Source organism: Plantibacter elymi (nom. nud.) (assembly GCF_900177795.1).
Lineage (GTDB): Bacteria > Actinomycetota > Actinomycetes > Actinomycetales > Microbacteriaceae > Plantibacter > Plantibacter elymi.
Genome location: NZ_FXWJ01000004.1, coordinates 139,783 through 166,520 on the forward strand (window position 1 = coordinate 139,783; position 26,738 = coordinate 166,520).

At 69.2% G+C, this 26,738-nt stretch carries 27 protein-coding genes; 6 read left to right on the top strand and 21 right to left on the bottom strand.

Going from position 1 to position 26,738, the window contains the following annotated elements; all coding sequences use genetic code 11:
- Window position 1 precedes the first annotated feature (1 nt).
- Both CCK91_RS13200 and CCK91_RS13205 read right to left on the bottom strand, forming a co-directional pair.
- Window positions 2-277: an HPr family phosphocarrier protein gene (locus tag CCK91_RS13200; protein WP_064296634.1), complete on the bottom strand. Its 276-nt coding sequence runs from the start codon at window positions 275-277 to the stop codon at window positions 2-4.
- A 4-nt stretch (window positions 278-281) separates the two neighbouring features.
- Window positions 282-605, bottom strand: a complete 324-nt coding sequence (locus tag CCK91_RS13205) for a PTS sugar transporter subunit IIB (protein ID WP_086474424.1) — start codon at window positions 603-605, stop codon at window positions 282-284.
- Between the two features lie 187 nt (window positions 606-792).
- Between CCK91_RS13205 and CCK91_RS13210 the strand changes: the two genes are divergently transcribed.
- Window positions 793-2,715: a BglG family transcription antiterminator gene (locus CCK91_RS13210; RefSeq protein ID WP_369821903.1), complete on the top strand. Its 1,923-nt coding sequence runs from the start codon at window positions 793-795 to the stop codon at window positions 2,713-2,715.
- 92 nt (window positions 2,716-2,807) lie between these two features.
- Here the strand turns inward: CCK91_RS13210 and CCK91_RS13215 are convergent, their stop codons facing one another.
- On the bottom strand, window positions 2,808-3,380 hold the full coding sequence (locus CCK91_RS13215; RefSeq protein WP_086474425.1) for a helix-turn-helix domain-containing protein: 573 nt from the start codon (window positions 3,378-3,380) through the stop codon (window positions 2,808-2,810).
- 66 nt (window positions 3,381-3,446) lie between these two features.
- On the opposite strand from CCK91_RS13215, the gene CCK91_RS13220 reads away from it, so the two are divergent.
- Window positions 3,447-4,136, top strand: a complete 690-nt coding sequence (locus CCK91_RS13220) for an AzlC family ABC transporter permease (RefSeq protein WP_086474695.1) — start codon at window positions 3,447-3,449, stop codon at window positions 4,134-4,136.
- A complete protein-coding gene (locus tag CCK91_RS13225) occupies window positions 4,133-4,456 on the top strand; it encodes an AzlD domain-containing protein (RefSeq protein WP_086474426.1) in 324 nt (107 codons plus the stop codon). The genes CCK91_RS13220 and CCK91_RS13225 overlap by 4 nt, the downstream gene beginning before the upstream one ends.
- A gap of 4 nt (window positions 4,457-4,460) precedes the next feature.
- Here CCK91_RS13225 and CCK91_RS13230 read toward each other — a convergent pair whose 3' ends face one another.
- Complete coding sequence (locus CCK91_RS13230) at window positions 4,461-5,240, bottom strand: glucosamine-6-phosphate deaminase (RefSeq protein WP_086474427.1); 780 nt, start codon at window positions 5,238-5,240, stop codon at window positions 4,461-4,463.
- Window positions 5,233-6,144 (bottom strand): ROK family protein, encoded by a 912-nt coding sequence (locus CCK91_RS13235; RefSeq protein WP_086474428.1) that lies wholly within the window; start codon window positions 6,142-6,144, stop codon window positions 5,233-5,235. The genes CCK91_RS13230 and CCK91_RS13235 overlap by 8 nt, the downstream gene beginning before the upstream one ends.
- A gap of 258 nt (window positions 6,145-6,402) precedes the next feature.
- On the opposite strand from CCK91_RS13235, the gene CCK91_RS13240 reads away from it, so the two are divergent.
- Complete coding sequence (locus CCK91_RS13240; RefSeq protein WP_086474429.1) at window positions 6,403-6,816, top strand: hypothetical protein; 414 nt, start codon at window positions 6,403-6,405, stop codon at window positions 6,814-6,816.
- A gap of 68 nt (window positions 6,817-6,884) precedes the next feature.
- On the opposite strand, the gene CCK91_RS13245 is transcribed toward CCK91_RS13240, so the two are convergent.
- The 4 genes from CCK91_RS13245 to CCK91_RS13260 all read right to left on the bottom strand — a co-directional run bounded on the left by CCK91_RS13245 (window position 6,885) and on the right by CCK91_RS13260 (window position 11,450).
- Window positions 6,885-7,802 carry a carbohydrate ABC transporter permease gene (locus tag CCK91_RS13245; protein WP_086474430.1) on the bottom strand — a complete coding sequence of 306 codons (918 nt, stop codon included), beginning with the start codon at window positions 7,800-7,802 and terminating at the stop codon, window positions 6,885-6,887.
- Window positions 7,799-8,752 carry a carbohydrate ABC transporter permease gene (locus tag CCK91_RS13250; RefSeq protein WP_369821904.1) on the bottom strand — a complete coding sequence of 318 codons (954 nt, stop codon included), beginning with the start codon at window positions 8,750-8,752 and terminating at the stop codon, window positions 7,799-7,801. Before CCK91_RS13250 ends, CCK91_RS13245 begins: the two co-directional genes overlap by 4 nt.
- Window positions 8,749-10,086 carry an ABC transporter substrate-binding protein gene (locus CCK91_RS13255; protein ID WP_086474431.1) on the bottom strand — a complete coding sequence of 446 codons (1,338 nt, stop codon included), beginning with the start codon at window positions 10,084-10,086 and terminating at the stop codon, window positions 8,749-8,751. Before CCK91_RS13255 ends, CCK91_RS13250 begins: the two co-directional genes overlap by 4 nt.
- 149 nt (window positions 10,087-10,235) lie before the next feature.
- Window positions 10,236-11,450 (bottom strand): NADP-dependent isocitrate dehydrogenase, encoded by a 1,215-nt coding sequence (locus CCK91_RS13260; protein ID WP_079705296.1) that lies wholly within the window; start codon window positions 11,448-11,450, stop codon window positions 10,236-10,238.
- Between the two features lie 281 nt (window positions 11,451-11,731).
- Here CCK91_RS13260 and CCK91_RS13265 point away from each other — a divergent pair, with 281 nt between their 5' ends.
- Both CCK91_RS13265 and CCK91_RS13270 read left to right on the top strand, forming a co-directional pair.
- A complete protein-coding gene (locus tag CCK91_RS13265; RefSeq protein WP_086474432.1) occupies window positions 11,732-12,184 on the top strand; it encodes a GNAT family N-acetyltransferase in 453 nt (150 codons plus the stop codon).
- A 4-nt stretch (window positions 12,185-12,188) separates the two neighbouring features.
- On the top strand, window positions 12,189-12,509 hold the full coding sequence (locus tag CCK91_RS13270; protein WP_086474433.1) for an MGMT family protein: 321 nt from the start codon (window positions 12,189-12,191) through the stop codon (window positions 12,507-12,509).
- Between the two features lie 16 nt (window positions 12,510-12,525).
- Here CCK91_RS13270 and CCK91_RS13275 read toward each other — a convergent pair whose 3' ends face one another.
- The 12 genes from CCK91_RS13275 to sucC form a co-directional block, all read right to left on the bottom strand.
- Complete coding sequence (locus CCK91_RS13275; RefSeq protein WP_086474434.1) at window positions 12,526-14,304, bottom strand: sensor histidine kinase; 1,779 nt, start codon at window positions 14,302-14,304, stop codon at window positions 12,526-12,528.
- A complete protein-coding gene (locus CCK91_RS13280; RefSeq protein WP_086474435.1) occupies window positions 14,297-14,974 on the bottom strand; it encodes a LuxR C-terminal-related transcriptional regulator in 678 nt (225 codons plus the stop codon). Before CCK91_RS13280 ends, CCK91_RS13275 begins: the two co-directional genes overlap by 8 nt.
- Before the next feature lie 94 nt (window positions 14,975-15,068).
- Window positions 15,069-16,889, bottom strand: coding sequence for an ABC transporter ATP-binding protein (locus CCK91_RS13285; RefSeq protein WP_086474436.1), 1,821 nt, complete (start codon window positions 16,887-16,889; stop codon window positions 15,069-15,071).
- Window positions 16,886-18,718 (bottom strand): ABC transporter ATP-binding protein, encoded by a 1,833-nt coding sequence (locus tag CCK91_RS13290; protein WP_086474437.1) that lies wholly within the window; start codon window positions 18,716-18,718, stop codon window positions 16,886-16,888. Before CCK91_RS13290 ends, CCK91_RS13285 begins: the two co-directional genes overlap by 4 nt.
- A gap of 159 nt (window positions 18,719-18,877) precedes the next feature.
- Window positions 18,878-19,003: a hypothetical protein gene (locus tag CCK91_RS20050; protein ID WP_255376697.1), complete on the bottom strand. Its 126-nt coding sequence runs from the start codon at window positions 19,001-19,003 to the stop codon at window positions 18,878-18,880.
- Window positions 19,004-19,183: 180 nt separating this feature from the next.
- Entirely contained in the window at window positions 19,184-19,498 is a 315-nt protein-coding gene (locus CCK91_RS13295) for a hypothetical protein (protein WP_086474697.1), read from the bottom strand.
- Between the two features lie 88 nt (window positions 19,499-19,586).
- The gene (gene ddaH / locus CCK91_RS13300) at window positions 19,587-20,798 is read right to left on the bottom strand and encodes a dimethylargininase (RefSeq protein WP_086474438.1); all 1,212 of its coding nucleotides are present in this window, start codon (window positions 20,796-20,798) and stop codon (window positions 19,587-19,589) included.
- Window positions 20,799-20,907: 109 nt separating this feature from the next.
- Complete coding sequence (gene purH, locus CCK91_RS13305; RefSeq protein ID WP_086474439.1) at window positions 20,908-22,515, bottom strand: bifunctional phosphoribosylaminoimidazolecarboxamide formyltransferase/IMP cyclohydrolase; 1,608 nt, start codon at window positions 22,513-22,515, stop codon at window positions 20,908-20,910.
- Window positions 22,512-23,138: a phosphoribosylglycinamide formyltransferase gene (gene purN / locus CCK91_RS13310; RefSeq protein WP_064296651.1), complete on the bottom strand. Its 627-nt coding sequence runs from the start codon at window positions 23,136-23,138 to the stop codon at window positions 22,512-22,514. The genes purH and purN overlap by 4 nt, the downstream gene beginning before the upstream one ends.
- 9 nt (window positions 23,139-23,147) lie before the next feature.
- The gene (locus CCK91_RS13315; protein WP_086474440.1) at window positions 23,148-24,425 is read right to left on the bottom strand and encodes a cell division protein PerM; all 1,278 of its coding nucleotides are present in this window, start codon (window positions 24,423-24,425) and stop codon (window positions 23,148-23,150) included.
- Window positions 24,426-24,550: 125 nt separating this feature from the next.
- Complete coding sequence (gene sucD, locus CCK91_RS13320) at window positions 24,551-25,441, bottom strand: succinate--CoA ligase subunit alpha (RefSeq protein WP_064296653.1); 891 nt, start codon at window positions 25,439-25,441, stop codon at window positions 24,551-24,553.
- A gap of 14 nt (window positions 25,442-25,455) precedes the next feature.
- Window positions 25,456-26,619 carry an ADP-forming succinate--CoA ligase subunit beta gene (gene sucC / locus CCK91_RS13325; RefSeq protein WP_086474441.1) on the bottom strand — a complete coding sequence of 388 codons (1,164 nt, stop codon included), beginning with the start codon at window positions 26,617-26,619 and terminating at the stop codon, window positions 25,456-25,458.
- Window positions 26,620-26,738 lie beyond the last annotated feature (119 nt).

Below are 26,738 nucleotides of genomic sequence, written 5' to 3' on the forward strand. Positions count from 1 at the left end.
ACTACTGCTCGTCATGGTCGGTCACCAGGAGCTCGGAGAGCGTGTCGAGGGTGCCCTCGGCTGCGGCGCCCTCGCCGTCGACGGACAGGGTCACGTAGTCGCCGTGCTCGACGGCGAGCGCGATCACGCCGAGGATGCTCGCCGCGTTGACGGGCTTGCCGCTGCCCTTGGCGATCGTCACCGGGACCCCGGCGTCCTTCGCAGCCTGCGTGAACAGCTTCGCGGGCCTGGCATGCAGGCCGTGCGACGAGCCGATGCGGACGGTTCGAGTTGCCATGGGGTTACCTCCTGGTTGGTGAGTGGATCGAGAGGACGAGTTCGAGGGCTCGCGCGCCACCCTCGACGCCGAAGACGTCGCCGGGCAGGACGGCGACCGCGGTGCCGGTGGGCTCGGCCGCAGCGCGCAGCGCGGCTTCGTGGTCGGCGAGGTGGGCGCCGACGAGCAGGACGTCGACACCGTCGAGGGCGATCGTGCCGCTGAGGACCTGCGATTCGGCACCGGCCGCGACGGAGACGTCGACCGAACGGTCGGCTGCTGCGCGACGCAGGCGTTGGGCCATGAACGTGCTCGACGCACCCGCGCCGCAAATCACCAGGATCTTCATCGAACCTTCTCCAGAACCGCCGATTGCCTACCTATCCATCATTCCGTCGCACCCCTCGCGGCTCCACCAGAAGCTCTTCCGCCGGGGCGGAAAGGTCGTCGAACGCGCGGAAGCGGCTGGGAAGGTGGTTGACTCGGTGGAGCGGTTCGCCCGGACCGCGCGACGGCCGACCGACGGAGAGGGCATCGTGGCACGCGAGAAACACGACCGCATGCTCGGCTACCTCGCGGGACGGGACGGCTGGACGACGGCCACGGAGGTCGCGGAGGTGCTCGGCGTCACACCGCGGAGCGTCCGCAGCTACGTGACGGCGGTCAACACCCGCACGGCTCCGCACGACGTCGTCGAGTCCGGGCCGAACGGGTATCGGCTGAACGCCGACGGCTATGCGGTCTACCGACGCCGAGCCGCATCGGCGTTCGAATCGGAGACCCCCCGGGATCGGCTGTACGGGCTCGTCCGGCTGCTCATCAGCGCCCCCTCGGGAATCGACGTGCACGAGACGGCACAGCGGCTCCACGTCAGCGAGTCGACCGTCGAGGGCGACCTCGGCCGGGTCCGCGCCATGCTCGCCGACACCGCCCTCACGCTCGACCGTTCCGGATCGACGGTGACGATGGCCGGCGGCGAGACCGAGCGACGGCGCCTCCTCAGCCGCATGTTCCGCGACGAGACCGACCGCGGCATCGTCGAACTCGAGGCGCTCCAACGCGCGTTCGCGCCGAACGAGTTCAGCCCGTTCAAGGGCGAGCTGCTCGAAGCGTTGACCGCGCGCGGGTACTACGTGAACGAGTACGGCATCGCGAACGTCCTGCTCCACATCGCGATCGCCATCGACCGCGTCACGAAGGACCGTCCGGCGGAGCCCGCCGACCACGCTCCGCGCACCCCGGAGGTCGAGGCGGTCGCGGAGGATCTGGCGAGGCTCGTCGACGCCCACTTCCACGTCGAGCTCGGCGAGGGTGACCTCGTGTACCTCAGCTACCTGCTCGTGACACGGGTGGTGACGCCGGGCAGTGGGGCTCCCGCCGAAGTCCTCGTCGACGACTACGTCAACCAGGACGACCTCGCCGCCGTCCGTCAGGCCGTCGACCGCGCCGGCCGCGAGTACCTCGTCGACCTCTCCGACGAGGACTTCATCGTCCGGCTCACCCTCCACGTCCAGAACCTCATCCGTCGTGCACAGGACCAGTCCTACTCCCGCAATCCGCTGACCCGCTCGATCAAGACCTCGTACCCGATGATCTACGAGCTCGCGGTCTTCATCGCCAGCCAACTGCAGCGGCACGGCTCCATCATCATCAACGACGACGAGATCGCCTACATCGCGATGCACGTCGGCGCCCAGCTCGAGCAGAAGGCCCGCAAGGAGGCCCTCCTCGGCTCCACGATCGTCTCCGCCGGCTACTACGACATGCACGAGGTGCTGCGCCGACGCGTCGAATCGCAGCTCGGCGACGTCCTCGACGTCCGATCCGTCATCACCCGCACCGACGTCGACTGGGCCGCCATCGACACCGACCTCGTGCTCACGACGATCGAGCCACCAGCCCCTGCCGACGGCATCGTCGTCATCCAACCGTTCCTCACCGCGGCCGACGTGGAGCGCGTCCGCACCGCGGTCAGCCGCGTCCGTCGATCGTCCCGCTTGTCGGAGATCACCGACGAACTGCTGCAGTACTTCCACCCGGACCTCTTCCTCCGGAACGCGCATGCCGAGGACGAGGAGGGCATGATCCGCCTGCTCGGCGAGCGCATGATCGCCCGAGGGATCATCGACGAGAGCTACCTCACCGCGGCGATCGAGCGGGAGCGGATGTCGTCGACGGCGTTCACCGACACCCTGGCCGTGCCGCACGCCATGGCGATGACCGCGCACTCGACGGCCATCGCGATCGCCGTGAACGAGACGCCGATGGAGTGGGGCGGAGCGCGCGTGAGCGTCGTCGCACTCGTGGCGTTCAGTGAATCGGGTCGCGCGGCGTTCCAGACGGTGTTCGACCAGTTCGTCGAGGTGTTCTCGGAGCGCTCGAGCGTCGCCCGGATCATCCGCCGTTCCGAGGACTTCGCCGGCTTCATCGACGAGCTCGTGCACGTCATCGACGGCTGAGCAGCCATCACGCCGTCCCGGCACCGAATCATCCCTGTCACCGAGCGGTCCCGGTCACCGAGCGGTCCCGGTCACCGAGCTTGTCGAGGTGCTCAGACGTGCTCAGTGACCACCACGGCGGTCGTGCCCGGCTCGAGCGCCTCGAAGACGTGCGGCACGTCTCCGGCATGGGCGAGGTAGTCCCCCGGACCGAGTTCGACCTCCTCGCCGACGGGTCCGACGGACGCGCGACCGGTGCTGAGGATCCAGTGCTCGACGACGCCCGGCATGTGCGGCTCCGAACGCCTCGGCTCACCCGGTTCGACGACGATGCGGTAGATGTCGCGTCGGGCGTTCGGCGGGCAGGCCGACAGCACCGTCGCGACGTAATCCGCCCCGGACGCGGCGAGGGTCGGCCCCTCACCGGCACGGATCACCTGGACCGGTCGCCGCACCGGCTCGACCAGGCGGGCGAACGGGACGTCGAGGGTGACGCTGAGTGCCCAGAGGGTCTCGAGACTCGGGTTCCCGAGCCCCGCCTCCAGCTGCGAGAGGGTCGACTTCGCGATCCCGGCTCGACGGGCCACCTCGGCGAGTGACAGCCCGGTGCGTTGCCGCTCGCGGGTCAGCGCCGCCGCGACCGCGGCGTGCGGTGCTCCGTCGTCGGATGGTTCGACCTGCGTCATGCGTTCGCTCCAGAGTATTACGCGTTCGATTTGACGAACGCTCGACCGGCGTTCAATATAGTGTACGTGCGTTCGATATGGAGTCACCTCGGTCGGCCGACCACGCGGGCCATCGCGCTGGTCTGCATCGCCGACGGGCTGGTCGGCATCTCCTACGGAGCCGTCGCCGTGCACTCCGGCATCCAGCCCTGGGTCGTACTGGCGCTCGCCCTGCTCGTCCTCGCCGGTGCCTCGGAGATCCTGTTCGTCGGGATCGTCGCGGCCGGCGGGAGTCCACTGACCGCCGCCCTGGCCGGGCTGCTCGTGAACGCCCGTCACCTGCCGTTCGGCCTCGCGATCCACGAGGTCGTCGGTACGGGCTGGCGCCGCGTGCTCGGTACACACCTCCTCAACGACGAGTCCGTCGTCTTCGCGCTCGACCAGGACACCCTGGAGCGGAAGCGCGCCGCGTTCTGGGCCTGCGGCCTCGGCATCCTCCTCTGCTGGCCCGCGGGTGCCGCACTCGGAGCCTTCGCCGGCACCGTGATCGAGGACACGGACGCCTTCGGACTCGACGTGATGTTCCCCGCCGTCCTGCTCGCCCTCATCTTCCCCGCCCTTCGCGAGCGCCGGACGCGCCGAGCCGCGCTCGTCGGCGCGGTCGTCGCCGTCGCCGCGACGCCGTTCCTCCCGGCGGGGATCCCCGTCCTGTTGTCGCTCGTCGGTCTCCTGTTCGGCTTCGGCCGGAAGCAGCCGAAGCAGGAGGTCACCGCATGAACCAGTCGATGCTCGTGCTGGTCGGGATCGCGATCCTCGCGGTGGGCACCTACACGTTCCGCCTGGCCGGGCCACTCCTGCGGACCCGTACCGAGGTCTCGGAACGGGTCGAGACGCTGCTCGCGGACGCCGCCATCGTCCTGCTGATGGCGGTGCTCACGACCACGGCACTGACCCAGGACCAGCAGTTCGCGGGATTCGCGCGACTCTCGGGCGTCATCATCGCCGGCGTCCTCGCCTGGAGGAACGCACCATTCGTCGTCATCGTCCTCGCAGCAGCCCTCACAACGGCGCTCCTCCGCCTGGCGGGCGTCGCCTGAGCCGTCAGATGCCCTGCCAGGCGGGCTTGTTGGCATATGCGTAGCGGTAGTAGTCGGCGTGCTGCAGCTCGGACGCAGCCGCTTCGTCGAGGACCACCGTGGCGCGCGGGTGCAGCTGCACGGCCGAACCGGGGAGGTTCGCGGAGAGCGGTCCCTCGAGCGCGGCGGCGATCGCAGCGGCCTTCCCCGCACCGAAGGCGAGGAGGACGAGGTGTCTCGCGCGGAGGATGGTGCCGAGCCCCTGGGTGATGCAGTGCATGGGTACGTCGTCGATCGAGTCGAAGAACCGCGCGTTGTCCCGGCGGGTCTGCTCCGTCAGGGTCTTCACGCGGGTGAGAGACGCGAACGACGAGCCAGGCTCGTTGAACCCGATGTGGCCGTCGGTCCCGATGCCGAGGATCTGCAGGTCGACACCACCGGCGGCCTGGATCGCCGCTTCGTAGTCGGCGCCGGCGTGCTGGATGGTCTCGGCTGCACCGTTCGGCACCTGGATGCGCTCGGGCACGAGACCGAGTGGCTCGACGACCTCACGCGTGATGACGGAACGGTACGACTCGGGGTGCCCGGCCGGCAGGCCGACGTACTCGTCGAGGGCGAACCCGCGCACCCGCGAGACGTCGAGGTCGCGGGACCGGGTCGCGAGCGCTTCGTAGACGGGGAGCGGTGTCGAACCAGTCGCCAGTCCGAGGACGGCGTCTGGACGCTCCTCGATCAGGGAGACGATCGCCTCCGCGACGAGGGCGCCGGCGGCACCGCTGTCCCCCACGATCACGACTTCAGCCATGCGACGATTCTCCTCTTCCCACGAGCGCTGCGCCGATCGCCGCGACGGGGGATCCCGTCGGCACGAGGCGCACGCGCTGTTCCAATTGCAATGATGCGACGAATCGAGACCCGGCGGCGGATTCGGCCAAAGCCTCGCGGATGACGGCGAGCAGTCGCTCGCCGAGAGCGGTGAGCCCTCCGCCGAGGACGATGTCGTCGGCGTCGACGGTGAGGGTCAGGATGCGGACGGCCGCGGCCGCTCCGTGACCGAGGCGTGCGCGGAGGGCGAGGGCCCGTGGGTCGCCTGCGTCGGCGTGGTCGAAGAGGTCGAGCACCGGCAGTGCCACGTCGGCTCCCCAGGCAGCGGAGACCGCACCGCCGGCGGCCATGGTCTCGACGCACCCGCGCTGTCCGCACCCGCAGCGGTCGCCGAGCGGATCGACCGACAGATGCCCCACCTCGCCGGCGACCCCGCTCGAGCCCTGCCAGAGCCGGCCGTCCGTGACGATGCCGGCGGCGACGCCCGTGCCGAGGTTGAGGTAGGCCATCGTGCCGGAGCCGTCGAGGAGCTGCCAGGCGCCGAGGGCGGCCGCCTTCACATCGTTCTCCACGGCGACGGGGACCCCGAGGCGCTGGGCGAGGATCGCGCCGAGCTCGAGTTCCTCCACATCGAGGTTGACGGCGTGGGTCACGCGGCCGGTGCCCGGGACGATGAGGCCGGGGATACCGACGCCGACCGATGTGAAGGCGTCGATCGGACGAGCGACGGCGTCGGAGAGCCGACTGACGGCCTCGACGGCGGTCTCGACGACCGCGTCCGGGCCGCGTCCGGTGACCAGTCTGAGCCGATGCAGGAGCGCGCCGTCGTCCGTCACGACGACCGCATCGGTCTTCGTGCCGCCGATGTCGAGTCCGACCCTCACGCGGCTCGTCTCCGGAGGGCGTCGTGGCGCGTCTGCATGCTGTGGTTCCTTCGATCCGTGGTGCGACCCGCTCGCACCACCGGTTTGTTCGCCAAGCTTACAAATAAACGGGGCTCGCGTCCATGTCGACGACGACCGCGCACCAGGATCGGACGGCGCACGCCTGCGGGTGGCGGGCTCCACCGGGTAGCCTGGAGGCCGACCGCAGCGTGCGGGCGGGCCCGCCACGGGCTCCGAACACGGGGGAATCACACCACCATGAAGAAGAACGCAGCAGCATTCCTCGGCGCGATCGCCGTTTCGGGCCTGCTCCTCACCGGCTGTGCCGGCGGCGCCCAGAGCAAAGAGGATGCGTGCAAGCTCATCCAGTCCGAGGTGACGGAGTCGGCTTCGCAGCTGCAGTCGGGCCTGAGCTCGCTGTCCTCCGACCCCGAGGCGGCCGTCACCCAGCTCGACGACTTCTCCGGAACGTTCAAGGCGGCGGCCGACAAGGTCACGAACGACGAGGTGAAGACCGCGGCGAACGACTCGGTGAAGGCGCTCAACGACTTCATCGACGTCGCGAAGACGGCTGTCGACGACCCGCAGAACGTCGACCAGACCGGGCTCACGGATTCACTCACGAAGCTCCAGGACAAGTTCACCACGCTCGGGAACACCTGCAGCCTCTAGCTCGGCACGACTGACGACGGGCCCCGGATCGGCTGATCCGAGGCCCGTCTCCGTCTCCGCGCCGGTGGCTACTTCACGGATCCCTCGGTGAGCCCGCCACGCCAGAAGCGTTGCAGCACGATCATCGCGATCGCCAACGGGATGATCGACAACAGCGCGCCGCCGGTCGTCAGCTCGTAGAACTCCGGCAAGCGGTCGACCTGGCTCCGCCAGTTGTTGAGGCCCAGGGTGATCGGGTACAGCGTGCTGTCGGACAGCATGACGAGTGGCAGGAAGTAGTTGTTCCAGATGCCGACCAGCTGGAAGAGGAAGACGGTCACGAGCGCTGGCGTGAGGATCTTCAGCCCCACGGTGTGGAAGATCCGCAGCTCGCTCGCCCCGTCGATCCGCGCGGCCTCGATGAGCGAGTCGTCGATCGTCGCATCGGCGTAGATCCGGCAGAGGAACAACCCGAACGGCGAGACGAGCGACGGCAGGAGTACCGACCAGTACGTGTTCGCGAGCCCCATCTGGCTGAAGAGCAGGAACAGCGGGAGCGCGGTGGCCGTCCCCGGCACGAGGACCCCGCCGAGGATGGTGCCGAAGACGAGGTTGCGCCCGCGGAACCGGTACTTCGCGAGCGCGTACCCACCTGCGGCGGCGAGGTACGTCGCGATGAGGGCCCCCACGCCCGCGTACAGCACCGAGTTGCCGAACCAGCGGACGAAGATGCCACCGTCGTAGATGAGCACCTCGTGGAGGTTCGACCACAACGAGAACTCGGAGCCGAGGAGGAAGCCGTTGCTGCCGAACAGATCCTCGGTGCTCTTGGTCGCAGCGATCACCACCCAGTACACCGGCACCAGGAAGTAGACCGCGACGACGACGAGGATGCCCGTCACGAGCACCCGCATCGCCCTGGATCCACCTGGGCGTCCCTGCTGATCGCTCAGCCGCTGGGCTCGCTTCGACGAGCTCGCGGTCGTGATGCTCCGGGTCTCGCTCATGATGCCCTCCTCGACGTCAGGCGCAGGAAGATGAACGACAGCGCGAACGCGACCACGGCGATGAGCACCGCCTGCGCTGCGGCGACGTTGTAGTCGTTGTAGGCGAACGCGGTCGTGTAGGCGCTGAGGTTCGGCGTGTACTCGTTGTCGATCGCGGGCGACACCGTCTGCAGCACCTGGGGCTCGGCGAAGAGCTGGAGCGTACCGATGATGGAGAACACGGTCGTGAGGATGAGCGCCGGCCGGATGAGCGGGAGCTGGATGCTCACCGCGACCCGGAACGGCCCGGCGCCGTCGACCTTCGCGGCCTCGTACACCTCGCCGGGGATGGCCTTCAACTGGGCGACGATGATCATCATGTTGTAGCCGGTGTAGGTCCACGTCACGATGTTGGCGATGGACCAGAGCACGGTGCCTGCGCCGAGGAAGTCGAGCTCGATCCCCATCGCCCCGGCGATGTCGATGATCGGGCTGAGTCCCGGGACGTAGAGGAACGACCAGAGGATCGTCGCGATCACGCCGGGGATGCCGTAGGGCAGGAAGTACACGGCACGGAAGAACCCCGGCCACTTCGCGGAGGCGGACTCGAGGAGGAGCGCCAGCAGGGTGCACAGGGCGATCATGACCGTGACCTGCACGACGCCGAAGAGGAGCATCCGGCCGATCGAGGCGATGAAGTTGCCGTTCTCCAGGGCCTGGGCGTAGTTGGAGAACCACGCGAACTCGGTTGTGACTCCCTCCTCGCCGAAGACACCCTTCCGTGAGACGCGGAGGAAACTGCTGCCGATCGCGACGATGATCGGCAGGATGAAGGTGAGGACGAAGAGCGCCAGGAACGGTCCGAGGAGCACCCACGGAGCCGCGACCGAGGTCCGGCGTCGGCGCTGCGCCCCCGACCGCGACGGGTCGTCCGCCACACCGCGCGCCGGGCGTTCCGTGACGGCGCTCACGACGCCGCCTCGATCCGGAGGCCCTTGTTGCGGAACGCGGTGATGACGTCGCGCTGCCCCTGGACCACGGCGTCCACGAGGGTGCCGCCCGAGGCCTTGGCCCGGAACCCGTCGGCGAGGATGTTGAAGGTCTGCTGGGTGAGCGGCCACCACTGCCACTCGTTGTTCTGTTCCTTGGCCGCCGGCACGAAGACCTCCTCGTTGTAGTTCTGGCCACCGAAGAACTCGCTCGGCTGCTGTCGGCGCGCGCCGATGTAGGCGTCGTTCGGCGACCACCCGATGCCGGAGTGCTCGATCATGGCGTCGATGCCGGCGTCGCTCGTGGTCATCCACACGGCGAACTCGAGCGCCTCCCTCGGGTGGGCGCTGTTCGCCAGGACGGCAGCCGTGGACCCGCCCTGGAAGGTCGAGCCGTACCCCTCGCTCCCCCACCGCGGCAACGGCGCGACCCGCCACTTGCCCTCGGCCCCCGAGACGCCCTGGAGCAGGGCGTCTCCCCAGCTGGCTCCGGCGAGCGACGCGATCGAGTCCTTCGCCGCAGCGGCGAACCATGCCGGCGAGAACTGGCTGTAGGAGGTGGTCATGAGGCCCTCGTCGATGGCCCGGTCGAAGAACCTGGCCGTCTCCAGGGTCGCGTCGTCCGTCATGTCCACGATCCACCGGTCGCCGTCGACACGGAACCAGGACGCGCCGGCCTGGGTCGCCATGGCCGCGAACCACGACGCGTCGTCGAGGGCGAAGCAATCCAGGTACATGTCGGCCTCGCGCACCGCCCCCGCCACCTGGAACCAGTCGTCCCAGGTGGTCGGTGGCTTCGCGCCCACCCGGTCGAGCAGGTCCGGGCGGTAGTAGAGCGCCATCGGACCGGAGTCCTGCGGGATCCCGTAGACCCCGTCGACGTAGGAGACCTGGTTCCAGAGGGTCTCGTTGTACCGCGACGCGACCTCGTCCGCGCCATAGCGCCGGAGGTCGACCAACCCGTTCACGAGCAGGAACTCGGGGAGCGTGCGCATCTCGACCTGTGCGAGGTCCGGACCGCCGCCCGCGGCGAGCGCCGAGTAGAGCTTCTGATACCCGCCGTCGTTGCCGCCGGGGATCCACACGGCCTCGACCTGCACGTTCGGGTGGTCGGCGTTCCAGACGTCCGCGACCTTCTGGAGGTCCTTCAACCAGGCCCAGTACGTGAGCGTGATCCGTTCGCCGGCGGCGGCCGGGGCGATCGTCGGACCGGTGTTCGGCGACACCGTCCCCGGGGTGGAACAGCCCGCCAGGAGCGCGGTCGCACCACCCGCTGCAGCCCAGGCGAGCAACTGTCTTCTCGTCATCGGTGACATCGATGGTCCTCACTTCGTCGTCGAGGTGGTCCATCGACGCTAACACGACCGTCAGGACCGGCGTCGAGACCCGAACGGCGGACGGGGTCCGGGAGCATGTGCTCCCGGACCCCGTCCGTGTGGTGCTGGTGTCGGTCAGGCCGACGTCATCAGGCCAGGCGCGCCTTGAGGTTCGCCGAGATGGTCTCGAGGAACTCCTCGGTCGTCTGGTAGGCCTGGTCGGGTCCGACGAGGAGCGCGAGGTCCTTCGTCATGGCGCCGGACTCGACCGTCTTGATGACGACGTCCTCGAGGGTCGCCGCGAACTCGATGAGCTCCTGGTTGCCGTCGAGCACGCCTCGGTGCTGCAGGCCACGAGTCCACGCGAAGATCGAGGCGATCGGGTTCGTCGACGTGGGCTTGCCCTGCTGGTGCTGGCGGTAGTGGCGCGTGACGGTGCCGTGTGCGGCCTCAGCCTCCACGATCTTGCCGTCGGGCGTGGCCAGCACGCTCGTCATGAGACCGAGCGAGCCGAAGCCCTGCGCCACGGTGTCGGACTGCACGTCGCCGTCGTAGTTCTTGCAGGCCCAGACGTAACCGCCCTCCCACTTCATGGCCGAGGCGACCATGTCGTCGATGAGTCGGTGCTCGTAGGTGATGCCGGCAGCCTCGAACTGCTCCTTGAACTCCGCGTCGAAGATCTCCTGGAAGATGTCCTTGAACCGGCCGTCGTAGGCCTTGAGGATGGTGTTCTTCGTGGAGAGGTACACCGGGTAGTTGCGGTTCAAGCCGTAGTTGAGGCTGGCACGCGCGAAGTCGCGGATCGAGGCGTCGAGGTTGTACTGCACCTGTGCGATGCCGTCGCCGGGCGACTGGAAGACCTCGAACTTCTGCGGCTCGGAGCCGTCGTCGGGCGTGAACTCGACCGTGAGCTTGCCCTCGCCCTTGAACAGGAAGTCGGTCGCGCGGTACTGGTCGCCGAACGCGTGGCGGCCGATGATGATCGGCTTGTTCCACCCGGGCACGAGACGCGGGATGTTCGAGATGATGATGGGCTCGCGGAAGATGACGCCGCCGAGGATGTTGCGGATGGTGCCGTTCGGGCTCCGCCACATCTTCTTGAGTCCGAACTCCTCGACACGGGCCTCGTCGGGGGTGATGGTCGCGCACTTGACGCCGACGCCGTGCTTCTGGATGGCGTGTGCGGCGTCGATCGTGATCTGGTCGTCCGTCTCGTCACGCTTCTCGATGCCGAGGTCGTAGTACTCGAGGTTCACATCGAGGTAGGGGTGGATGAGCGAGTCCTTGATGAACTGCCAGATGATGCGAGTCATCTCATCGCCGTCGAGTTCGACGACGGTGCCTTCGACCTTGATCTTCGACACTGGTTGTCCTTTCTGATGCCGCCCTGAGCCGAGCGGCCTACGGAGGTGCGCACGCGGTGGAGTGCTCCGCATGGCATGGAGGAGACCGCATCCGAAAGGTGGACGGCACGGCCACGCCCTAGCTTACAAGACCTGCCAGGTCTCTTGACATCGAGACAGTTGCGGATGGCCTGGTTCCGTCCCCGACCTCAGCTGTGGGTCGGCCGTGGAAGTCGGCGGTCACCGCGTGTCGCCCCGGGGCCGGACTATCCGCGGTCGGCTCGACCGGTTAGCCTAAGGACATGGCTGAGCTGCGTCTGGAAGAACTGTCCGCATCGACGATCGTGGCGGTCAACGCGCTCACCATGAAACCCGGGCAGGAACAGTTCATCGCCCCGGTGTCCTATGCGGTGGCGGCCGCGGTCGTGAACCCCGCCACCTCCTGGCAGCGCGTCGTCCTCGACGGTGACGAGGTCGTCGGCTTCGTCTCCGCCAACTTCGACCACGAGTCGTTGCAGGAGGAGTTCCGTTCCGCCCTCTGGCGGATCAACGTCGACGCGGACGACCAGGGGCGCGGTGTCGGCCGGTTCGCGGTCAAGTCCCTCATCGACGAGGCGCGGAAGCGCGGCTTCGACCACGTGAACGTCATCTACGAGCCCGGCGACCCCGGTCCCGAGGCGTTCTTCCTCCGCGTCGGGTTCACCCCCGTCGGCGAGACCCAGTACGGCGAGACCATCGGCAGCATCAGTCTCTGAGGCCGTGAGCGGGTCGTCACCGACGGACTCGGCTGAGGCGTTCGCCGAGGCCGTACTGGCCGTCGTCGCCGACATCCCCGAGGGTTGCGCCCTGAGCTACGGCCAGGTCGCATCGATCATCGGTTCGAAGTCTGCGCGCGGCGTCGGTCGCGTGATGGCGCAGTACGGGCACGCCGTGCCCTGGTGGCGGGTCGTCCGTTCGGGCGGTCTCCCCCCGGCGGGGCACGAGGATCGCGCGCTGGAGCACTACGAGGCCGAGGGCACACCGATCGTCCCGATGAGCGGCGGGCGGTACCGCCTGGGCCGCGAGGCGCTGCTGTACTGACCGGGTTCGCGCCCGATCAGCCGGGAAGATGGATCGAGACGACCGTCCCGGCGCCGACCGGGCTCTCGACGCGCATCGTCCCGCCGACGGCGTCGACCCGGTCCGCGAGACCGCGCAACCCACTCCCCCGCGCGGGGTCGGCGCCGCCCACACCGTCGTCCGCAACCACGACCCGGAGCCCGCCGTCGGGGTCGTCGGAGACGACCACCTCGCAGCTGGACGCCCCGGAGTACTTCGTGACGTTGGCCAGGCACTCCGAGACGACGTAGTAGACGGTCGCCTCGATGAGCTGCCCGGGCCGCTCGCGCAGCTCGACGGCGACCTTGGTGACGACGGTGCACCGGCGCCCGAGTTCGGCGATCGCCGGCACCAGTCCCCCCTCGGCCAGGAGCGCCGGATGCAGTCCTCGGGCGAGCTCGCGGAGCTCCTTGATGGCGCTCGCGAGTTGATCGATGGTGGTCTCGAGGCCGTCGGCCAGGGCGAGTTGGCCGTCGGCGCGTGCCGCGTCGCTCGCCATCCGGAGCCGCAGCGCGACGGAGAACAACTGCTGCTGCGAGCCGTCGTGCAGGTCGCGCTCCGCCCGTCGGCGCGCTTCGTCGGCCGCCTGCACGATGCGCAACCGCGAGCGACTCACCTCGCGCAACGAGTGGCGGAGTTCAGCGGTGAGTCGTTCGTTGTCGATCATGATGCGCAGTGACGCCGACACCGACCGGAGCAACTGCGGATTGTCGAGCAGAGCCGCATCGTGCTCGATGTACACGAGCGGCGCGTCCGCATCGCCGACGCTCGACATCGCCCGACCGCGTGGGTCCCGGTCGGTGGTCCGCTGCGATCCCGGCCAGACGAGCCGGGCGGTGCGGTCCCCGAGGACGGTCTTCACGGCACCGTCCCAGCGGTCGTGGCCGGTCTCGCTCAGCCGTCCGGTCTGCACGAGGTCGACGGCCCTGGAGCGGATCGCCCGCATCCGGATGAGACCCGTCGCGTACGCGGCAGGAACGAGCACCACCGAGAACGCGTTGAGGTCCTCGACGACGAGGCTGAGGTGCTCCGGCCATCCCCCCAGGCGGACGAGAGACCAGGCCACGCCGATGACGAGCCACAACACGAACGCGACCGGCATGATGAAGGCCACCTGTCTGGCCGCTCCGCTGCTCCGCGCCCATCGCAGGAGCACGACACCTGCGACCACGACCGCGAAGGCCCCCATGACACCCGCGTGGACCCGACCGAGCACGTCGGCGACGTCTCCGGTGGCGAGGACGGCGTACCGACTCCGCTCGTGACTCGCGTCGAGCACGTGGTTCGGCGTCACCAGAAGGGTCACGATCGCATAGGTGACGAGGTAGACCGAGGCGGTGATGACCAGCCGCCGATCGAAGCCGCGCCGCAGCCGCCCGGCGGGGAAGGCCAGCGCGAGCCACACCAGTGCGACCCCCGGGAGCACGGAGATCGACATGAGGAGCGGCCAGAGCCAGCCCGCGTCGACGCCGTAGGCCCACATGTAGGCCGTCTCGGCCAGTGCGTACCCGACGATCACCCAGCCCGGAGTGGCCGTCGGAGCCAGCCACCAGATCAGCCCTGCCGCCACCAGCGCCGCGAGGTGGCCCACCAACCAGGGCAGACTGTTGCCGTCGGCGACGCCCGGCTGGACGACGCCGAACACGACCGACAGGGCGCACACGAGTGCAGCGGCGAGCAGGATGCCGAGTCGCAGCGGCCACGGCAGTCGACCGCGGCCGGCCGGTGCCGGGATCGGCAGCGATGTCGCCCGTCCGTGTGGGCGACCGTCAGCCATCCGTGTGTTCCAGCCATCGCACGACCGCGAGGACGCGGCGGTGGTCCGCCGATGAGTCCTCGAGTCCGAGCTTGGCCAGGATGCGGCTGATGTGTGCTTCGACGGTCTTCAGACTGACGACCAGCGCCTTCGCGATGCCGGAGTTCGACCGCCCCTCGGCCATGAGTGTGAGGACTTCGCGTTCCCGCTCCGTGAGGTGGTCGAGACCGTCGGACCGGGTCCGCTCCGCGACGAGGAGGGAGACGACCTCGGGATCCACCACGGACTCGCCTGCCGCCACGCGCTCCACGGCGTCGACGAGCGTCCCGGAGTCGGCGACGCGATCCTTCAGCAGGTAACCGGTGCCTCCACCGGAGCCGAGCGCGCGGACCGCATAGGACGGCACGGCGTAGGTGCTCAGCAGGAGCACCCCTGCAGCGAATCCCGACGCCCGCAACTGCTCGAGGGCGACGATGCCCTCGTCGGTGTGGGTGGGCGGCATCCGGATGTCGAGCACGACGGCGTCGAGCTGCAGGCCCGCGTCGATGCGATCGACCAGGTCGACCGCCGAACCGAACGAGCCGACCACGTCGTGACCACCCGCCTTGAGGATCTGCGCGACACCCTCACGGAGGAGCACCGCGTCGTCCGCGACGGCGACACGCAGCGAACGCGGTTCCAGACTGGTCATCCGCTCATTGTGGCAGGTCGACGAGACGAGGTGTAGTGCCCACGGGGTCAGTCCGTCACCGGAGGACCCCGTGGGCACGCCTGCGCGGTCGGGGTCAGCCGACCGAGGACCGCCAGGCCGCGTGCATCGCGGCGAACCGCCCCGTCCCGCCGATGAGCTCCGCGGGCGCGCCGTCCTCGATCACCCGGCCATGCTCCATCACGAGCACCCGGTCGGCGATCGCGACGGTCGACAGCCGGTGCGCGATGATGATCGCGGTGCGGTCCGCGAGCAGGGTCTGCAGCGCCTCCTGGACGAGTCGCTCGCTCGGGATGTCGAGCGAGGCGGTCGCCTCGTCGAGGATCAACACGGCCGGATCCGCGAGGAACGCCCGCGCGAACGACAGGAGCTGCCGCTGACCGGCCGAGACCCGACCACCGCGCTTGTTCACGTCGGTGTCGTAGCCGTTCGGCAACGCCTCGATGAAGGCGTGCGCACCGACGGCCTTCGCGGCAGCCGTGATCTCCTCGATCGTCGCATCGGGCTTACCCAACGCGATGTTGTCGGCGACCGAGCCGGAGAACAGGTAGGCCTCCTGCGTCACCATGACGATCGCCCGACGGAGGTCCTTCGGGTGCAGGTCACGCAGGTCGATGCCGTCGAGGCGCACCGCACCGTCGGTCGGGTCGTAGAACCGGCTGATGAGCTTCGCGAGCGTCGACTTGCCCGCTCCGGTCGTGCCGACGAGCGCGATGGTCTGCCCGGCCGGGATCTCGAGGTCGAACTTCGGGAGGACCACCCGATCGGCGGCGTACGCGAACGTCACGTCGTCGAAGGTGATCCGCCCCTGAGACGTCCACAGGTCGACCGGCGCGACCGGATCGGGCACTCCGGGACGCTCCTCGAGCACGCCGGAGATCTTCTCGAGCGCCGCAGCGGCCGACTGGTAGGAGTTGTAGAACATCGCCATCTCCTCCATCGGGTCGAAGAACCGACGCGTGTAGAGGAGCGCCGCGAGCAGCGCTCCGATCGCGAGCTGTCCGTCCGCGACCCGGAATCCGCCGACGAGGAGCACCACGGCGACGGAGACGTTGCCGATGAACACCAGTCCGGGATCGAACACCCCGAACAGCTGGATGACCCGGGCGTTGGTGTCGCGGTACTGCTCCACGAGCTCGCCGAACGCGCGCTCGTTCCGCCGCTCCTTCCGGAACGCCTTCACGGCACGGATGCCGGTCATCGCCTCCACGAAGAACACGATGAGCTTCGCCGAGCGGACCCGCGACTCGCGGAACATCCGCTGCGAGCGGAGCTGGAACCAGCGGGTGAGCACGAACAACGGGATGAGCGATCCGAGCAGCACCAGACCGCTGACCCAGTCCACGAGGACGAGGGCCACCGCGGTGAACCCCATGTACAGCACGCCGGACACGAGCTGGTTGATGCCGGAGTCGAGCAGTTCGCGGATGGAGTCGAGGTCGCTCGTCTGCCGGGAGATGATGCGACCCGAGGTGTAGCTCTCGTGGAAGTCGAGGCTGAGCCGCTGCGTCTGCAGGAACACGCGCTTCCGGAGGTCGATCAGGATCGCCTGGCTGATCCGTGCGGCGAGCACGGTGTACCAGGAGATGAGCGTCGCTCCGAGGGCACCCGTCAGCAGGTACGCGCCGACCACGAGGAAGGCCGGCATCCAGTCGGCGCGTTCCAGGACGGCCGGCAGGGCGCGGTCGATGCCGAGGGCGATCAGCGCGGGCCCGGCGACCTGGGCCGCGGTCGACACCACGACGATGGTCATGGCGGCGATGACGCGCAGGCGCAGGGGCGCGAGCAGCGATCCGAGCAGTCGCAGCGAACGGCGCCGGATGTGCGCGGACTCGTCACGGGTGAGGTCGTCGCGCTCCTCACCCTCCACTCCGTGGACGGTCGTCGGCGGGGTCACAGGTTCACCTCCTGGCGGTTGGACTCTCGTTCGTCGTCTTCCAGACTCGAGATCACGTAGCGGTAATGGGCGTTGTGCTGCAGCAGCTCGGTGTGGCGACCCACCGCGGTGATGCGGCCGTCCTCCAGGAGGGCGACGCGGTCCGCGAGGGTGACGGTGCTCGGTCGGTGGGCGACGATGAGGGCCGTGGTCGAGGCGAGCACTCGGCGGAGCGCCGCTTCGACGAGCGCCTCGGTGTCGACGTCGAGCGCCGACAACGGGTCGTCCAGCACCAGCACCTCCGGCCGCGCGGCCACCGCGCGGGCGAGTGCGAGCCGCTGACGCTGCCCACCGGACAGGCTGAGCCCCTCTTCACCGACCATCGTCTCGACGCCGTTCGGCAGTTCGTCGACGAACCCGGCCTGGGCGATGTCGAGCGCCTCGCGCAGGATCCGATCGGCCTCCGCGGAGTCGAGGTCGATGTCGTCCCGCCCGAGGAGGACGTTCTCCTTGACGCTCGCCGAGAAGAGGGTCGCATCCTCGAACGCCATCGCGATGTGCCGGCGCAGGTCCTCCCGCGTGAGCGCCCGGATGTCGACCCCGTCGAGCAGGATCCGCCCGCCCGTGACGTCGTACAGGCGGGTGGTCAGTGCCGTGATGGTCGACTTCCCGGAGCCCGTCAGACCGACGAGTGCCATGGTCTCCCCTGGCTCGAGCCGGAGGTCGACGCCGTTCACCACGTCCGCGTAGCCGTCGGGGGCGTCCTGGTAGCGGAAGTGCACGTCCTCGAACACGAGCTCACCACGCGGTTCACGGATGCGCTCGGGGTGCTCGGGGTCGGTGATCGTGTTGACCGAGTCGATGACCTCGAAATACCGGTCGGTCGCCGTCCGGGTGTCGAAGGTCATCGCGAGCAGGAAGCCGATCGACTCGATCGGGAACCGCAGGATCGTGGCCGTCGCGAAGAAGGCGAACAGCTGACCGACGGTGAGTTCACCGATCGACGCGAGCCAGACGCCCGCCAACAGGCAGAGCGCGAAGGCGACGTCCGGCAACAGGACGAGCCAGAACCAGATCCCCGCGATGGCCTTCGCCTTCTCGATCTCGGTGCCCCGCAGGTCCTCGGCGCGCGACGCGAAGCTCCGCAGGGCGTGCTTGCCTCGACCGAACGCTTTGAGCACGCGGATGCCGTGGACGGACTCCTCGACGGCGGTCGCCAGGTCACCGGCCTGATCCTGGCTGCGCCGGGCGATCACCGAGTACCGCCCCTCGAAGGTGAACCCGAACACCCACACGGGGATGGCGAGCGCGATGAAGATGAGTCCGAGCAGCCAGTTCCAGGTGAACAGGATGACGGCACCGATGACGATCGTGACGCCGTTGACGATCAAGAGGACGAAGCCGAACGAGATCCACCGGCGGATGAGTCCGAGGTCGCTGACGGCGCGGGAGAGCAGCTGCCCGCTCTGCCAGCGGTCGTGGAAGGTCACGGGGAGGTCCTGCAGTTTGGCGAACAGCGCGTTGCGCATCCGCGCCTCGACATGCGTCCCGGGGGTGAGGACGAACCAGCGGCGCAGCGCGATCATGACCGCCTCGAGGACGCCGAGGGCGAGGACCACGAGCACCGCCGGCCAGATCTGCGAGGAGTCGCCGGTCGAGAGCGGACCGTCGACGAGGGCTTGCAGCACGAGCGGGATCGCGAGCGCCACCAGGCCGGCGACGAGCGCGGCGACCATGCCGAGCACGATCCGCGGCATGGCGGTCTTCGCGAACGGGTAGATCCGCATCAGGGCACGGAAGGTGCTCTGGCGCGGTTGGACAGGACGGCGTTCATCGCCGAGCGGAGTCATTGCGGGGATTCCTTGCGAGAGCGTCGGTGACGTCGATCACCGACGGAATGATGGTCGTGGAGCTGCCGGACGGCGAGGTCGCTGTGCGAGGTCGCAGCATCCGGTGACGGGCCCGGACGAGGCCGGACGGATGGTGAGATGGACTGCCTGGCGCTCGTGCTACGCGTCGGCGTCCGCTGCGGCGGCGCGTCCGGCTGGCGCCGGGACGGCCACAGGGCGGCGGCTCGAGGCGGAGCGGGCACGATCGACCGTCGGCGCGAGCGCGGTGTGGTTCGAGAGCGTCATGGCATCCTCCTCATCCTGTGGGGCGAGAGCCGCGGGCCGGATGCACAGGTCGCACTCGAACGCGGGCGGCGACCGATCACGGTGAACGCGGTTCGGCGCAGCAGACCAGACTATGGGAACCGACCACCAGGCTGCAAGGGATCCATGCGGTTGCACGCACCGGACCGGGTGCGCTCGTCGTCAGGAGGTCGGTTCGTCGACGATGCCGACGAAGGCTCCGATGCCGTCGACCTCGCGCCGACGCGCTCCCTCGGGCACCGGCGGCAGCTCGTCGGCGCCGTGCCAGGAACAGCTCACCATCGAGAACTCGGGCCACCACTTCTTCGGGCGGAGCGTCTCGCTCGTGCCGCAGATCGCGCACCGCAACTCCACCCAGACCGGCCGTTTCCCGGTCCGGTTCGCGCGGGACTGCACGTACCAGGCCGGCGGGTCGGCCAGGAACGCCGCCAGCTGGTCCGCCGACCAGAACGGCGGGATCCCGTGGTGTCTGGCCATCTCGAGCGGGATGTCCAATCGCTGCGCGACGGTCCTCCGGCTCAGATCCCGACCGCCGCGCGCTCCAGCCTGCTGCTCCACGATCGGCTCAGCTGACCCGCACGGACAGGCAGGTCACGCAGCCCTCGAGCTTCTCGAACTCGCTGATGTCCACCTGGACCACGGTGTAGCCGCGGTCCTCGAGCAGCGCAGCCGTCTTGGGAGCGGCGGCGGAGATGAGCACGGTGTCCTCCGCGAGTTCGACCACAGCGACGCCCTCGCGCTCGGGCACGACGAGGTGGCGACCGAAGAAGGACGGGTCCTCGACGAGGTCGGGGTGGACGAGCACGGTCCCGTCGGGGAGCGCGGTGACCGTCGACTTCAGGTGGAGGGCCGTCGTGACGGGGACCGCCACGACGTCGAACCCGAGCGGCGCGAGGATGGCTCGGAGCTGTCGGACGCCTTCGGCGTTGGTGCGGCCGCTGCGACCGACGTAGACGGTCGTGCCGACCCGGAGGACGTCGCCTCCCTCGAGGGTGCCCTCGCCCTCGATCCGGTGGATCCGGAGGCCGAGCTCACGGGCGGTGGTCTCGGCTGCGACGACCTCGGGGCGACGGCTCTCTGCGCCCGGTCGGGTCACCACGGCGACGTCGCCGATCACGATGACGGCGTCCTCGATGAAGACGGAGTCGGCGAGCTGGTCGGCCCAGGAGACCTCGGTGGTGTCCCAGCCGGCGGCGTCGAAGGCGGCGACGTACGCGTCCCACTGCTTGTCGGCGAGCTCGGTGTCGATCGGCGTGCGCTCCAGGTGCGTCACGAGGCCTTCGGCGAGGTTGGAGGCGGGCATCCGCACGAGTGCGATGCGGCGTCCGTCGTCGAGCACGGCGTCCTGCGTGCGGACGACCATCCAGTACACGGGGTATCCGATGAATGCCGCGGAGAGCGCGACGACGACCACGAAGACGAGGTTGAGGCTGATGAGCGTCGCGACGATGCTGCCGAGCACGGCGCTGTCGATGGGCTGCCCCGTCGTCGCCACCTGGACGACGAGTCCGAGGAGCGCTCCGATGACGGCGAGGGCGGCGCCCGCCAGCAAGGCGAGGAGCCGGTACCGGTAGAGGCCGACGACACCCACGATCAGCAGCAGCACGAAGGTGATGATCGTGCTCTCGAAGAAGTACGGGCTCGCCTGGGCGAAGATCGTCCCGGCGAACTGGTAGCCGACGAATGTGACGAACATGACCCCCAGGAAGCCCACGACGATGGTCGCGACGGCGGCGGCGGCGGATGCGATGAGCTTGCGGCTCCAGGTGGCAGTCATCCGACAACCGTAGCCCAACGACACAGCGGCGTCGGGCCACGAGGGCCCGACGCCGCTGGGAGATCACCACGAGCCTGCCCAGAACCCCCACAGGGGCGGGCGGCACTGCCTAGTGGAAGAAGTGACGCTCCCCCGTGAAGTACATGGTCACGCCGGCGGCTTCGGCCGCAGCGATGACCTCTTCGTCGCGGACGGAACCACCGGGCTGCACGACCGCGCGCACGCCGGCGTCGAGCAGGACCTGCAGGCCGTCGGCGAACGGGAAGAAGGCGTCCGAGGCCGCGACGGAACCCGCGGCGCGGTCACCGGCCCGGCTCACGGCGAGGTGGCAGGAGTCGACGCGGTTGACCTGCCCCATGCCGACACCCACGCTCGCACTGCCCTTGGCGAGCAGGATGCCGTTGGACTTCACCGAGCGGCACGCCTTCCACGCGAAGATGAGGTCGAGCAGGGTGTCGTCGTCGGCCGGTTCGCCCGTGACGAGCGTCCAACCCTTGGCGGTGTCCTGCGGGTCGTCGGCGAAGCGGTCCGCGTCCTGGTAGAGCAGGCCACCCGAGATCTGCCGGACCTCGCGGTCCTCGCGCACGAAGTCCTCCGGCAGCTGCAGGAGCCGCAGGTTCTTCTTCGTCTTGAGCACCTCGAGCGCGGCATCCTCGAAGCCCGGGGCGACGAGTACCTCGGTGAAGATCTCCTTGACCGTCTCGGCCATACCGAGGGTCACGACGCGGTTGGCGGCGATGACGCCGCCGAAGGCGGAGACCGGGTCGCACTCGTGCGCCCGACGGTGGGCCGAGGCGATCGGGTCGGGTGCCTTCGGGTTCGCGAAGGCGATACCGCACGGGTTCGCGTGCTTGATGATCGCGACGGCGGGGTTGGCGAAGTCGTAGGCCGCGCGGACCGCCGCGTCGGCGTCGACGTAGTTGTTGTACGACATCTCCTTGCCGTGCAACTGCGTCGCCTGGGCGATCCCGGCACCACCCGGACGGACGTACAGCGCCGCGGCCTGGTGCGAGTTCTCGCCGTAACGAAGCACCGCCTCGCGATGACCCGTGACGGTCAGCGTGCCGGGGAAGGCCTCGGCTTCGGTCGTCTCCGTGCTCGCGAACCACGCGGACACCGCCGCGTCGTACGAGGCGGTGTGGTCGAAGGCCTGCGCGGCGAGGGAGCGACGCTGAGCGAGCGTGGTGCCGCCGGCGGCGACGGCCTCGGTGATCAGCCCGTAGCGTTCCGGAGAGACGACGATCGCGACGTTGGCGTGGTTCTTCGCCGAGGCGCGCACCATCGCCGGTCCACCGATGTCGATCTGCTCGACGACGTCGTCGCCCGCGGCGCCGCTCGCGACCGTCTCGACGAAGGGGTACAGGTTGACGACGACGAGCTGGAACGGCTCGATGCCGAGATCGGCGAGCTGGGCCTCGTGGGATTCGAGCCGCAGGTCGGCGAGGAGTCCGGCGTGCACCGAGGGGTGCAGGGTCTTGACCCGACCGTCGAGCGATTCGGGGAATCCGGTGACCTCGGACACGTCGGTCACCGGGTGGCCCGCACCGCGGATGGTCGCCGCGGTGGACCCGGTGGAGACGATCTCGACGCCCGCTGCGGCGAGCGCTCCCGCGAGCTCGAGCAGCCCGGTCTTGTCGCTCACCGAGATCAGCGCGCGGCGGACGGAGACGAGGTCGCGTTCGCGGTAGAGGCTGTGGTCGTGGCTGGGACCGCTCATGACTGGGGTGCTCCTTCTGCTGGCGGGCGGGACGCCGTGGAGAGCGCCTCGAGGTCGATGGTTCCGGTGGCGAGATCGCGGACGGCCTGGACGAGGAGTCGACGCTCCACCGGCTTGATCCGCTCATGGAGGCTGTGCTCCGTGTCGTCGGGCAGGACGGGGACACGCTCCTGCGAGATGATCGGGCCCGCGTCGACACCGTTGTCGACGACGATGATCGACGCACCGGTCTGCGAGGCGCCTGCCGCCAGCGCGTCCCGGACGCCGTGTGCCCCCGGGAACTCGGGGAGGTACGCGGGGTGCGTGTTGATGATGCGCGGCGAGAGGGCGTCGACGACCACGGGTGGCAGGAGGCGCATGAGGCCGCTGAGGACGAGGACGTCCGGGTTCCAGACCCGGATCTGCTCGAGGAGGGCTGCGCCCCATTCCGCCCGCGAGTCGAAGGACGAGTAGGGGACGGTGAACGACGGGATGCCGAACTCCTCGGCGTGAGCGAGGCCGTCAGCCTCCCGATCGGCACCGACGGCGATGACGCGAGCGGGGAAATCCGCGTCGCGTGAGGCTTCGAGGAGGGCGCGGAGATTGGATCCGCCACCGGAGATCAGCACGACGAGTGACAGCACCAGAGCATCCTATCGGTCGCGGGCACCCCGGCCGCTCGGCTGGGCGTGCAGCTCCGGGAGGCGGTCCTCCTCGGCGAGATGCGTCGGGCCGGCCGCCATGCCGACCACGGCCGCGATCCCGACCGTCAGCGTGGTCCACAGGCCCGTCGCCCAACCGTTCGGGCCGACCTCGATGAGGCGACCGGGGCCTGCCGCGCCCGCCGAGAGGGAAGCGAGGACTCCGACGATGACGCCCGCGGTGACCCCGACGCCGAGACCGACGACCGCCAGTCGTGCGAGGCCACCCCGCCCGTCGAGGTCGACGAGCAGACGACGGCGCAGCACCACGGCGGCGGCGAATCCGATGACGACCGGGACCACGAGGACCGCGAAACCGAGTGGGCTCTCCCCCGTCGGGATGGCGCCGAGGACCGGCACGGCCGGCATGGGCCCGACGAGCGTGCCGATCGGCGAGATCGCCGTACCGCTCCCGATGGCGAAGCCCGCGCCGGTGATCCAGCTCATCGCCCAGATCACGAGGTTCGGGAGGTACAGGAGTTCGGCGCCGGTGACGATGGCACCGCCCAGGACACCGAACTGCGCGCTCTCGTGCAGGGAGATGATGGCGCCGCAGCCGACGGCGATGAGGATGGCGGTCAGGACCGCGGAGACCGCCACGAGTCCGGTGGCGGCGAGTGCTCCACCACGCAGCGCCGCGACGGCCATCGACCAGGACCCGTCCGGCATCCGGTCTCGCATCGCACGGAGTCCGTCGAGGATCGGATCGGCCGCGTCCTGCTCACGGAACCGGACCCACAGCGCGGCGACCACGACCCCGCCTGCGAAGCGCACGGTCGGCGCGAGGGTCCCCTGGACGATCGACGGACGCACCGCCGGGTGGAGGGCGGTGAGGGTCACGAGGAAGGACAGCAGGGCGAACACGAGCACCGACAGCACGACGGCACCCTGCCACCAGGTGCTGCGTGCCGCGCGGGCTCCGGTGCGCAGGCCGAACAGGACCGTGCCGATCGTGAAGGCGAGGGGCGCCAGGGAGACGAGGAACGGCTCCATCCCGGCGGGCAGTCCGAGCTGGGTGACGAGGGCCGTGTCGAGGGTGATGCGCATGCTCGAGCCGTTGCCGAGCGCCCAGATGTCGACGGCCCCCCGCCAGAGCGCGGCCGGGTCGACGTCCAACTGGAAATGCAGGGCCCACAGGGCGAGGAGTGGGACGAGTGCGACACCGATGCCGATGGCCACGGCGAGGGTGGCATCGAGGGCGGCGAGGAGGGCGACGGTCAGACGGTTCATGCGCCTTCGACCCTACCTGGAGCCGCGCGTGCGGACGGTCAGGCACACGGCGCGCGTGGGCCGAAACGCCACGACGCGACGCCCGAACCGGGCGCCGCGTCGTGGTCGTAGTCGAGCTGCGGGTGTTACAGCGAGGCGATGATCTCGCGCATGAGGTCGGCGGTCTCGCTCGGCGTCTTGCCGACCTTGACGCCGGCGGCCTCGAGAGCCTCCTTCTTCGCCTGCGCGGTGCCTGCGGAGCCCGAGACGATCGCGCCGGCGTGGCCCATCGTCTTGCCCTCGGGCGCGGTGAAGCCCGCGACGTAGCCGACGACCGGCTTCGTGACGTTCGCCTTGATGAAGTCGGCCGCACGCTCCTCGGCGTCGCCACCGATCTCACCGATCATGACGATGGCCTTGGTCTCGGGGTCTGCCTCGAACGCGGCGAGCGCGTCGATGTGCGTCGTGCCGATGATCGGGTCGCCGCCGATGCCGATCGCCGTCGAGAACCCGATCTCGCGCAGCTCGTACATCATCTGGTACGTGAGGGTGCCCGACTTCGACACGAGGCCGATGGGGCCCTTGCCGGCGATGTTCGCAGGCGTGATGCCCACGAGCGACTCCCCCGGCGTGATGATGCCGGGGCAGTTCGGGCCGATGATGCGGGTCTTCGAGCCCTTCGACTGGGCGTAGGCCCAGAACTCGGCGGAGTCGCCGACCGGCACACCCTCGGTGATGATGACGAGCAGCGGGATCTCGGCGTCGATGGCCTCGATGACCGCGTCCTTGGTGAATGCCGGGGGCACGAAGGCGATCGACACGTCTGCGCCGGTCTCCTTGATGGCCTCGGCGACCGTGCCGAACACGGGCAGCTCGACGCCGCCGTCGTGGGTGACGGTCGTGCCGGCCTTGCGAGCGTTCACGCCACCGACGACCTGGGTGCCGGCCTTCAGCATGAGCGCCGTGTGCTTGGTGCCCTCGCCGCCCGTGATGCCCTGGACGATGACCTTGGAGTCCTTGTTGAGGAAGATTGACATGCTTGTGCGATCCCTTACTTCGAAGCCAGCTCGGCGGCCTTGTCGGCGCCTTCGTCCATGGTTGCGGCGAGCGTGATGAGCGGGTGCGCGGCGGCGGCGAGGATCTCGCGGCCCTCCGCGACCTTGTTGCCGTCGAGGCGGACCACGAGCGGCTTCGTCGCTGCGTCACCGAGGATCTCGAGCGCCTTCACGATGCCGTTCGCGACCGCGTCGCAGGCGGTGATGCCACCGAAGACGTTGACGAACACGCTCTTCACCTGGGCGTCGCCGAGGATGACGTCGAGGCCTGCGGCCATGACCTCGGCCGAGGCGCCGCCGCCGATGTCGAGGAAGTTGGCCGGCTTCACGCCGCCGTGCTGCTCGCCCGCGTAGGCGACGACGTCGAGCGTGGACATGACGAGTCCAGCGCCGTTGCCGATGATGCCGACCTCACCGTCGAGCTTGACGTAGTTGAGGTCGTTCTCCTTGGCCTTGAGCTCCAGGGGGTCCTCGGCTGCGGTGTCTTCGAGTTCGGCGTGGTTCGGGTGACGGAAGGCGGCGTTCTCGTCGAGCGAGACCTTGCCGTCGAGGGCGACGATGCGCCCCTCCTCCGTGAGGACGAGCGGGTTGACCTCGACGAGCGTCGCGTCCTCGCCCTTGTAGACGTCGTAGAGCTTCACGAAGACGTCGGAGACCTGGTCGATGAGCTCCTCGGGGAAGTTCGCAGCCTTGGCGATCTCGACCGCGGCCGCCTTGTCGACACCGGTGAGCGGGTTCACCTCGATGCGCGCGAGCGCCTCGGGCTTCTCGACCGCGAGTTGCTCGATCTCCATGCCGCCCTCGACGCTCGTGAGCGACAGGTAGGACCGGTTGGCGCGGTCGAGCAGCACCGAGAAGTAGAACTCCTGGGCGATGCGTGCGCCGGCCGCGACCATCACGCGCTTGACGACGTGACCCTTGATGTCGAGTCCGAGGATGGCCTTCGCCGCCTCGTAGGCCTCGTCGGGGGTCTTGGCGACCTTGACGCCGCCGGCCTTGCCGCGGCCTCCGACCTTCACCTGCGCCTTCACGACGACCACGCCGCCGAGACGCTCGGCCGCGGCCCGCACCTCGTCCGGGGTGTCGGCGATGATGCCGGCGAGGACCGGCACCTCGTACTGCTCGAACAGGTCTCGTGCCTGATACTCGTAAAGATCCACGTGTCATTCCCATCCGCGCTTCGCGCGTTCTGCTGTGATTGTCGTGGCGATTTTCGGCCGCGCGTTATCTCGGCGGCGAGAGAAAAAGGGCCAGTGACGACTCTACCCCCAGCGCTGCG

What these genes read in the sequence shown, in the direction of transcription:
- CCK91_RS13200 (WP_064296634.1), bottom strand. Translation starts at nt 277, where the DNA reads ATGGCAACTCGAACCGTCCGCATCGGCTCGTCGCACGGCCTGCATGCC.
- CCK91_RS13205 (WP_086474424.1), bottom strand. Translation starts at nt 605, where the DNA reads ATGAAGATCCTGGTGATTTGCGGCGCGGGTGCGTCGAGCACGTTCATG.
- CCK91_RS13215 (WP_086474425.1), bottom strand. Translation starts at nt 3,380, where the DNA reads ATGACGCAGGTCGAACCATCCGACGACGGAGCACCGCACGCCGCGGTC.
- CCK91_RS13225 (WP_086474426.1), top strand. Translation starts at nt 4,133, where the DNA reads ATGAACCAGTCGATGCTCGTGCTGGTCGGGATCGCGATCCTCGCGGTG.
- CCK91_RS13230 (WP_086474427.1), bottom strand. Translation starts at nt 5,240, where the DNA reads ATGGCTGAAGTCGTGATCGTGGGGGACAGCGGTGCCGCCGGCGCCCTC.
- CCK91_RS13240 (WP_086474429.1), top strand. Translation starts at nt 6,403, where the DNA reads ATGAAGAAGAACGCAGCAGCATTCCTCGGCGCGATCGCCGTTTCGGGC.
- CCK91_RS13245 (WP_086474430.1), bottom strand. Translation starts at nt 7,802, where the DNA reads ATGAGCGAGACCCGGAGCATCACGACCGCGAGCTCGTCGAAGCGAGCC.
- CCK91_RS13255 (WP_086474431.1), bottom strand. Translation starts at nt 10,086, where the DNA reads ATGTCACCGATGACGAGAAGACAGTTGCTCGCCTGGGCTGCAGCGGGT.
- CCK91_RS13265 (WP_086474432.1), top strand. Translation starts at nt 11,732, where the DNA reads ATGGCTGAGCTGCGTCTGGAAGAACTGTCCGCATCGACGATCGTGGCG.
- CCK91_RS13275 (WP_086474434.1), bottom strand. Translation starts at nt 14,304, where the DNA reads ATGGCTGACGGTCGCCCACACGGACGGGCGACATCGCTGCCGATCCCG.
- CCK91_RS13280 (WP_086474435.1), bottom strand. Translation starts at nt 14,974, where the DNA reads ATGACCAGTCTGGAACCGCGTTCGCTGCGTGTCGCCGTCGCGGACGAC.
- CCK91_RS13290 (WP_086474437.1), bottom strand. Translation starts at nt 18,718, where the DNA reads ATGACTCCGCTCGGCGATGAACGCCGTCCTGTCCAACCGCGCCAGAGC.
- CCK91_RS20050 (WP_255376697.1), bottom strand. Translation starts at nt 19,003, where the DNA reads ATGACGCTCTCGAACCACACCGCGCTCGCGCCGACGGTCGATCGTGCC.
- CCK91_RS13295 (WP_086474697.1), bottom strand. Translation starts at nt 19,498, where the DNA reads ATGGCCAGACACCACGGGATCCCGCCGTTCTGGTCGGCGGACCAGCTG.
- ddaH (WP_086474438.1), bottom strand. Translation starts at nt 20,798, where the DNA reads ATGACTGCCACCTGGAGCCGCAAGCTCATCGCATCCGCCGCCGCCGCC.
- purH (WP_086474439.1), bottom strand. Translation starts at nt 22,515, where the DNA reads ATGAGCGGTCCCAGCCACGACCACAGCCTCTACCGCGAACGCGACCTC.
- CCK91_RS13315 (WP_086474440.1), bottom strand. Translation starts at nt 24,425, where the DNA reads ATGAACCGTCTGACCGTCGCCCTCCTCGCCGCCCTCGATGCCACCCTC.
- sucD (WP_064296653.1), bottom strand. Translation starts at nt 25,441, where the DNA reads ATGTCAATCTTCCTCAACAAGGACTCCAAGGTCATCGTCCAGGGCATC.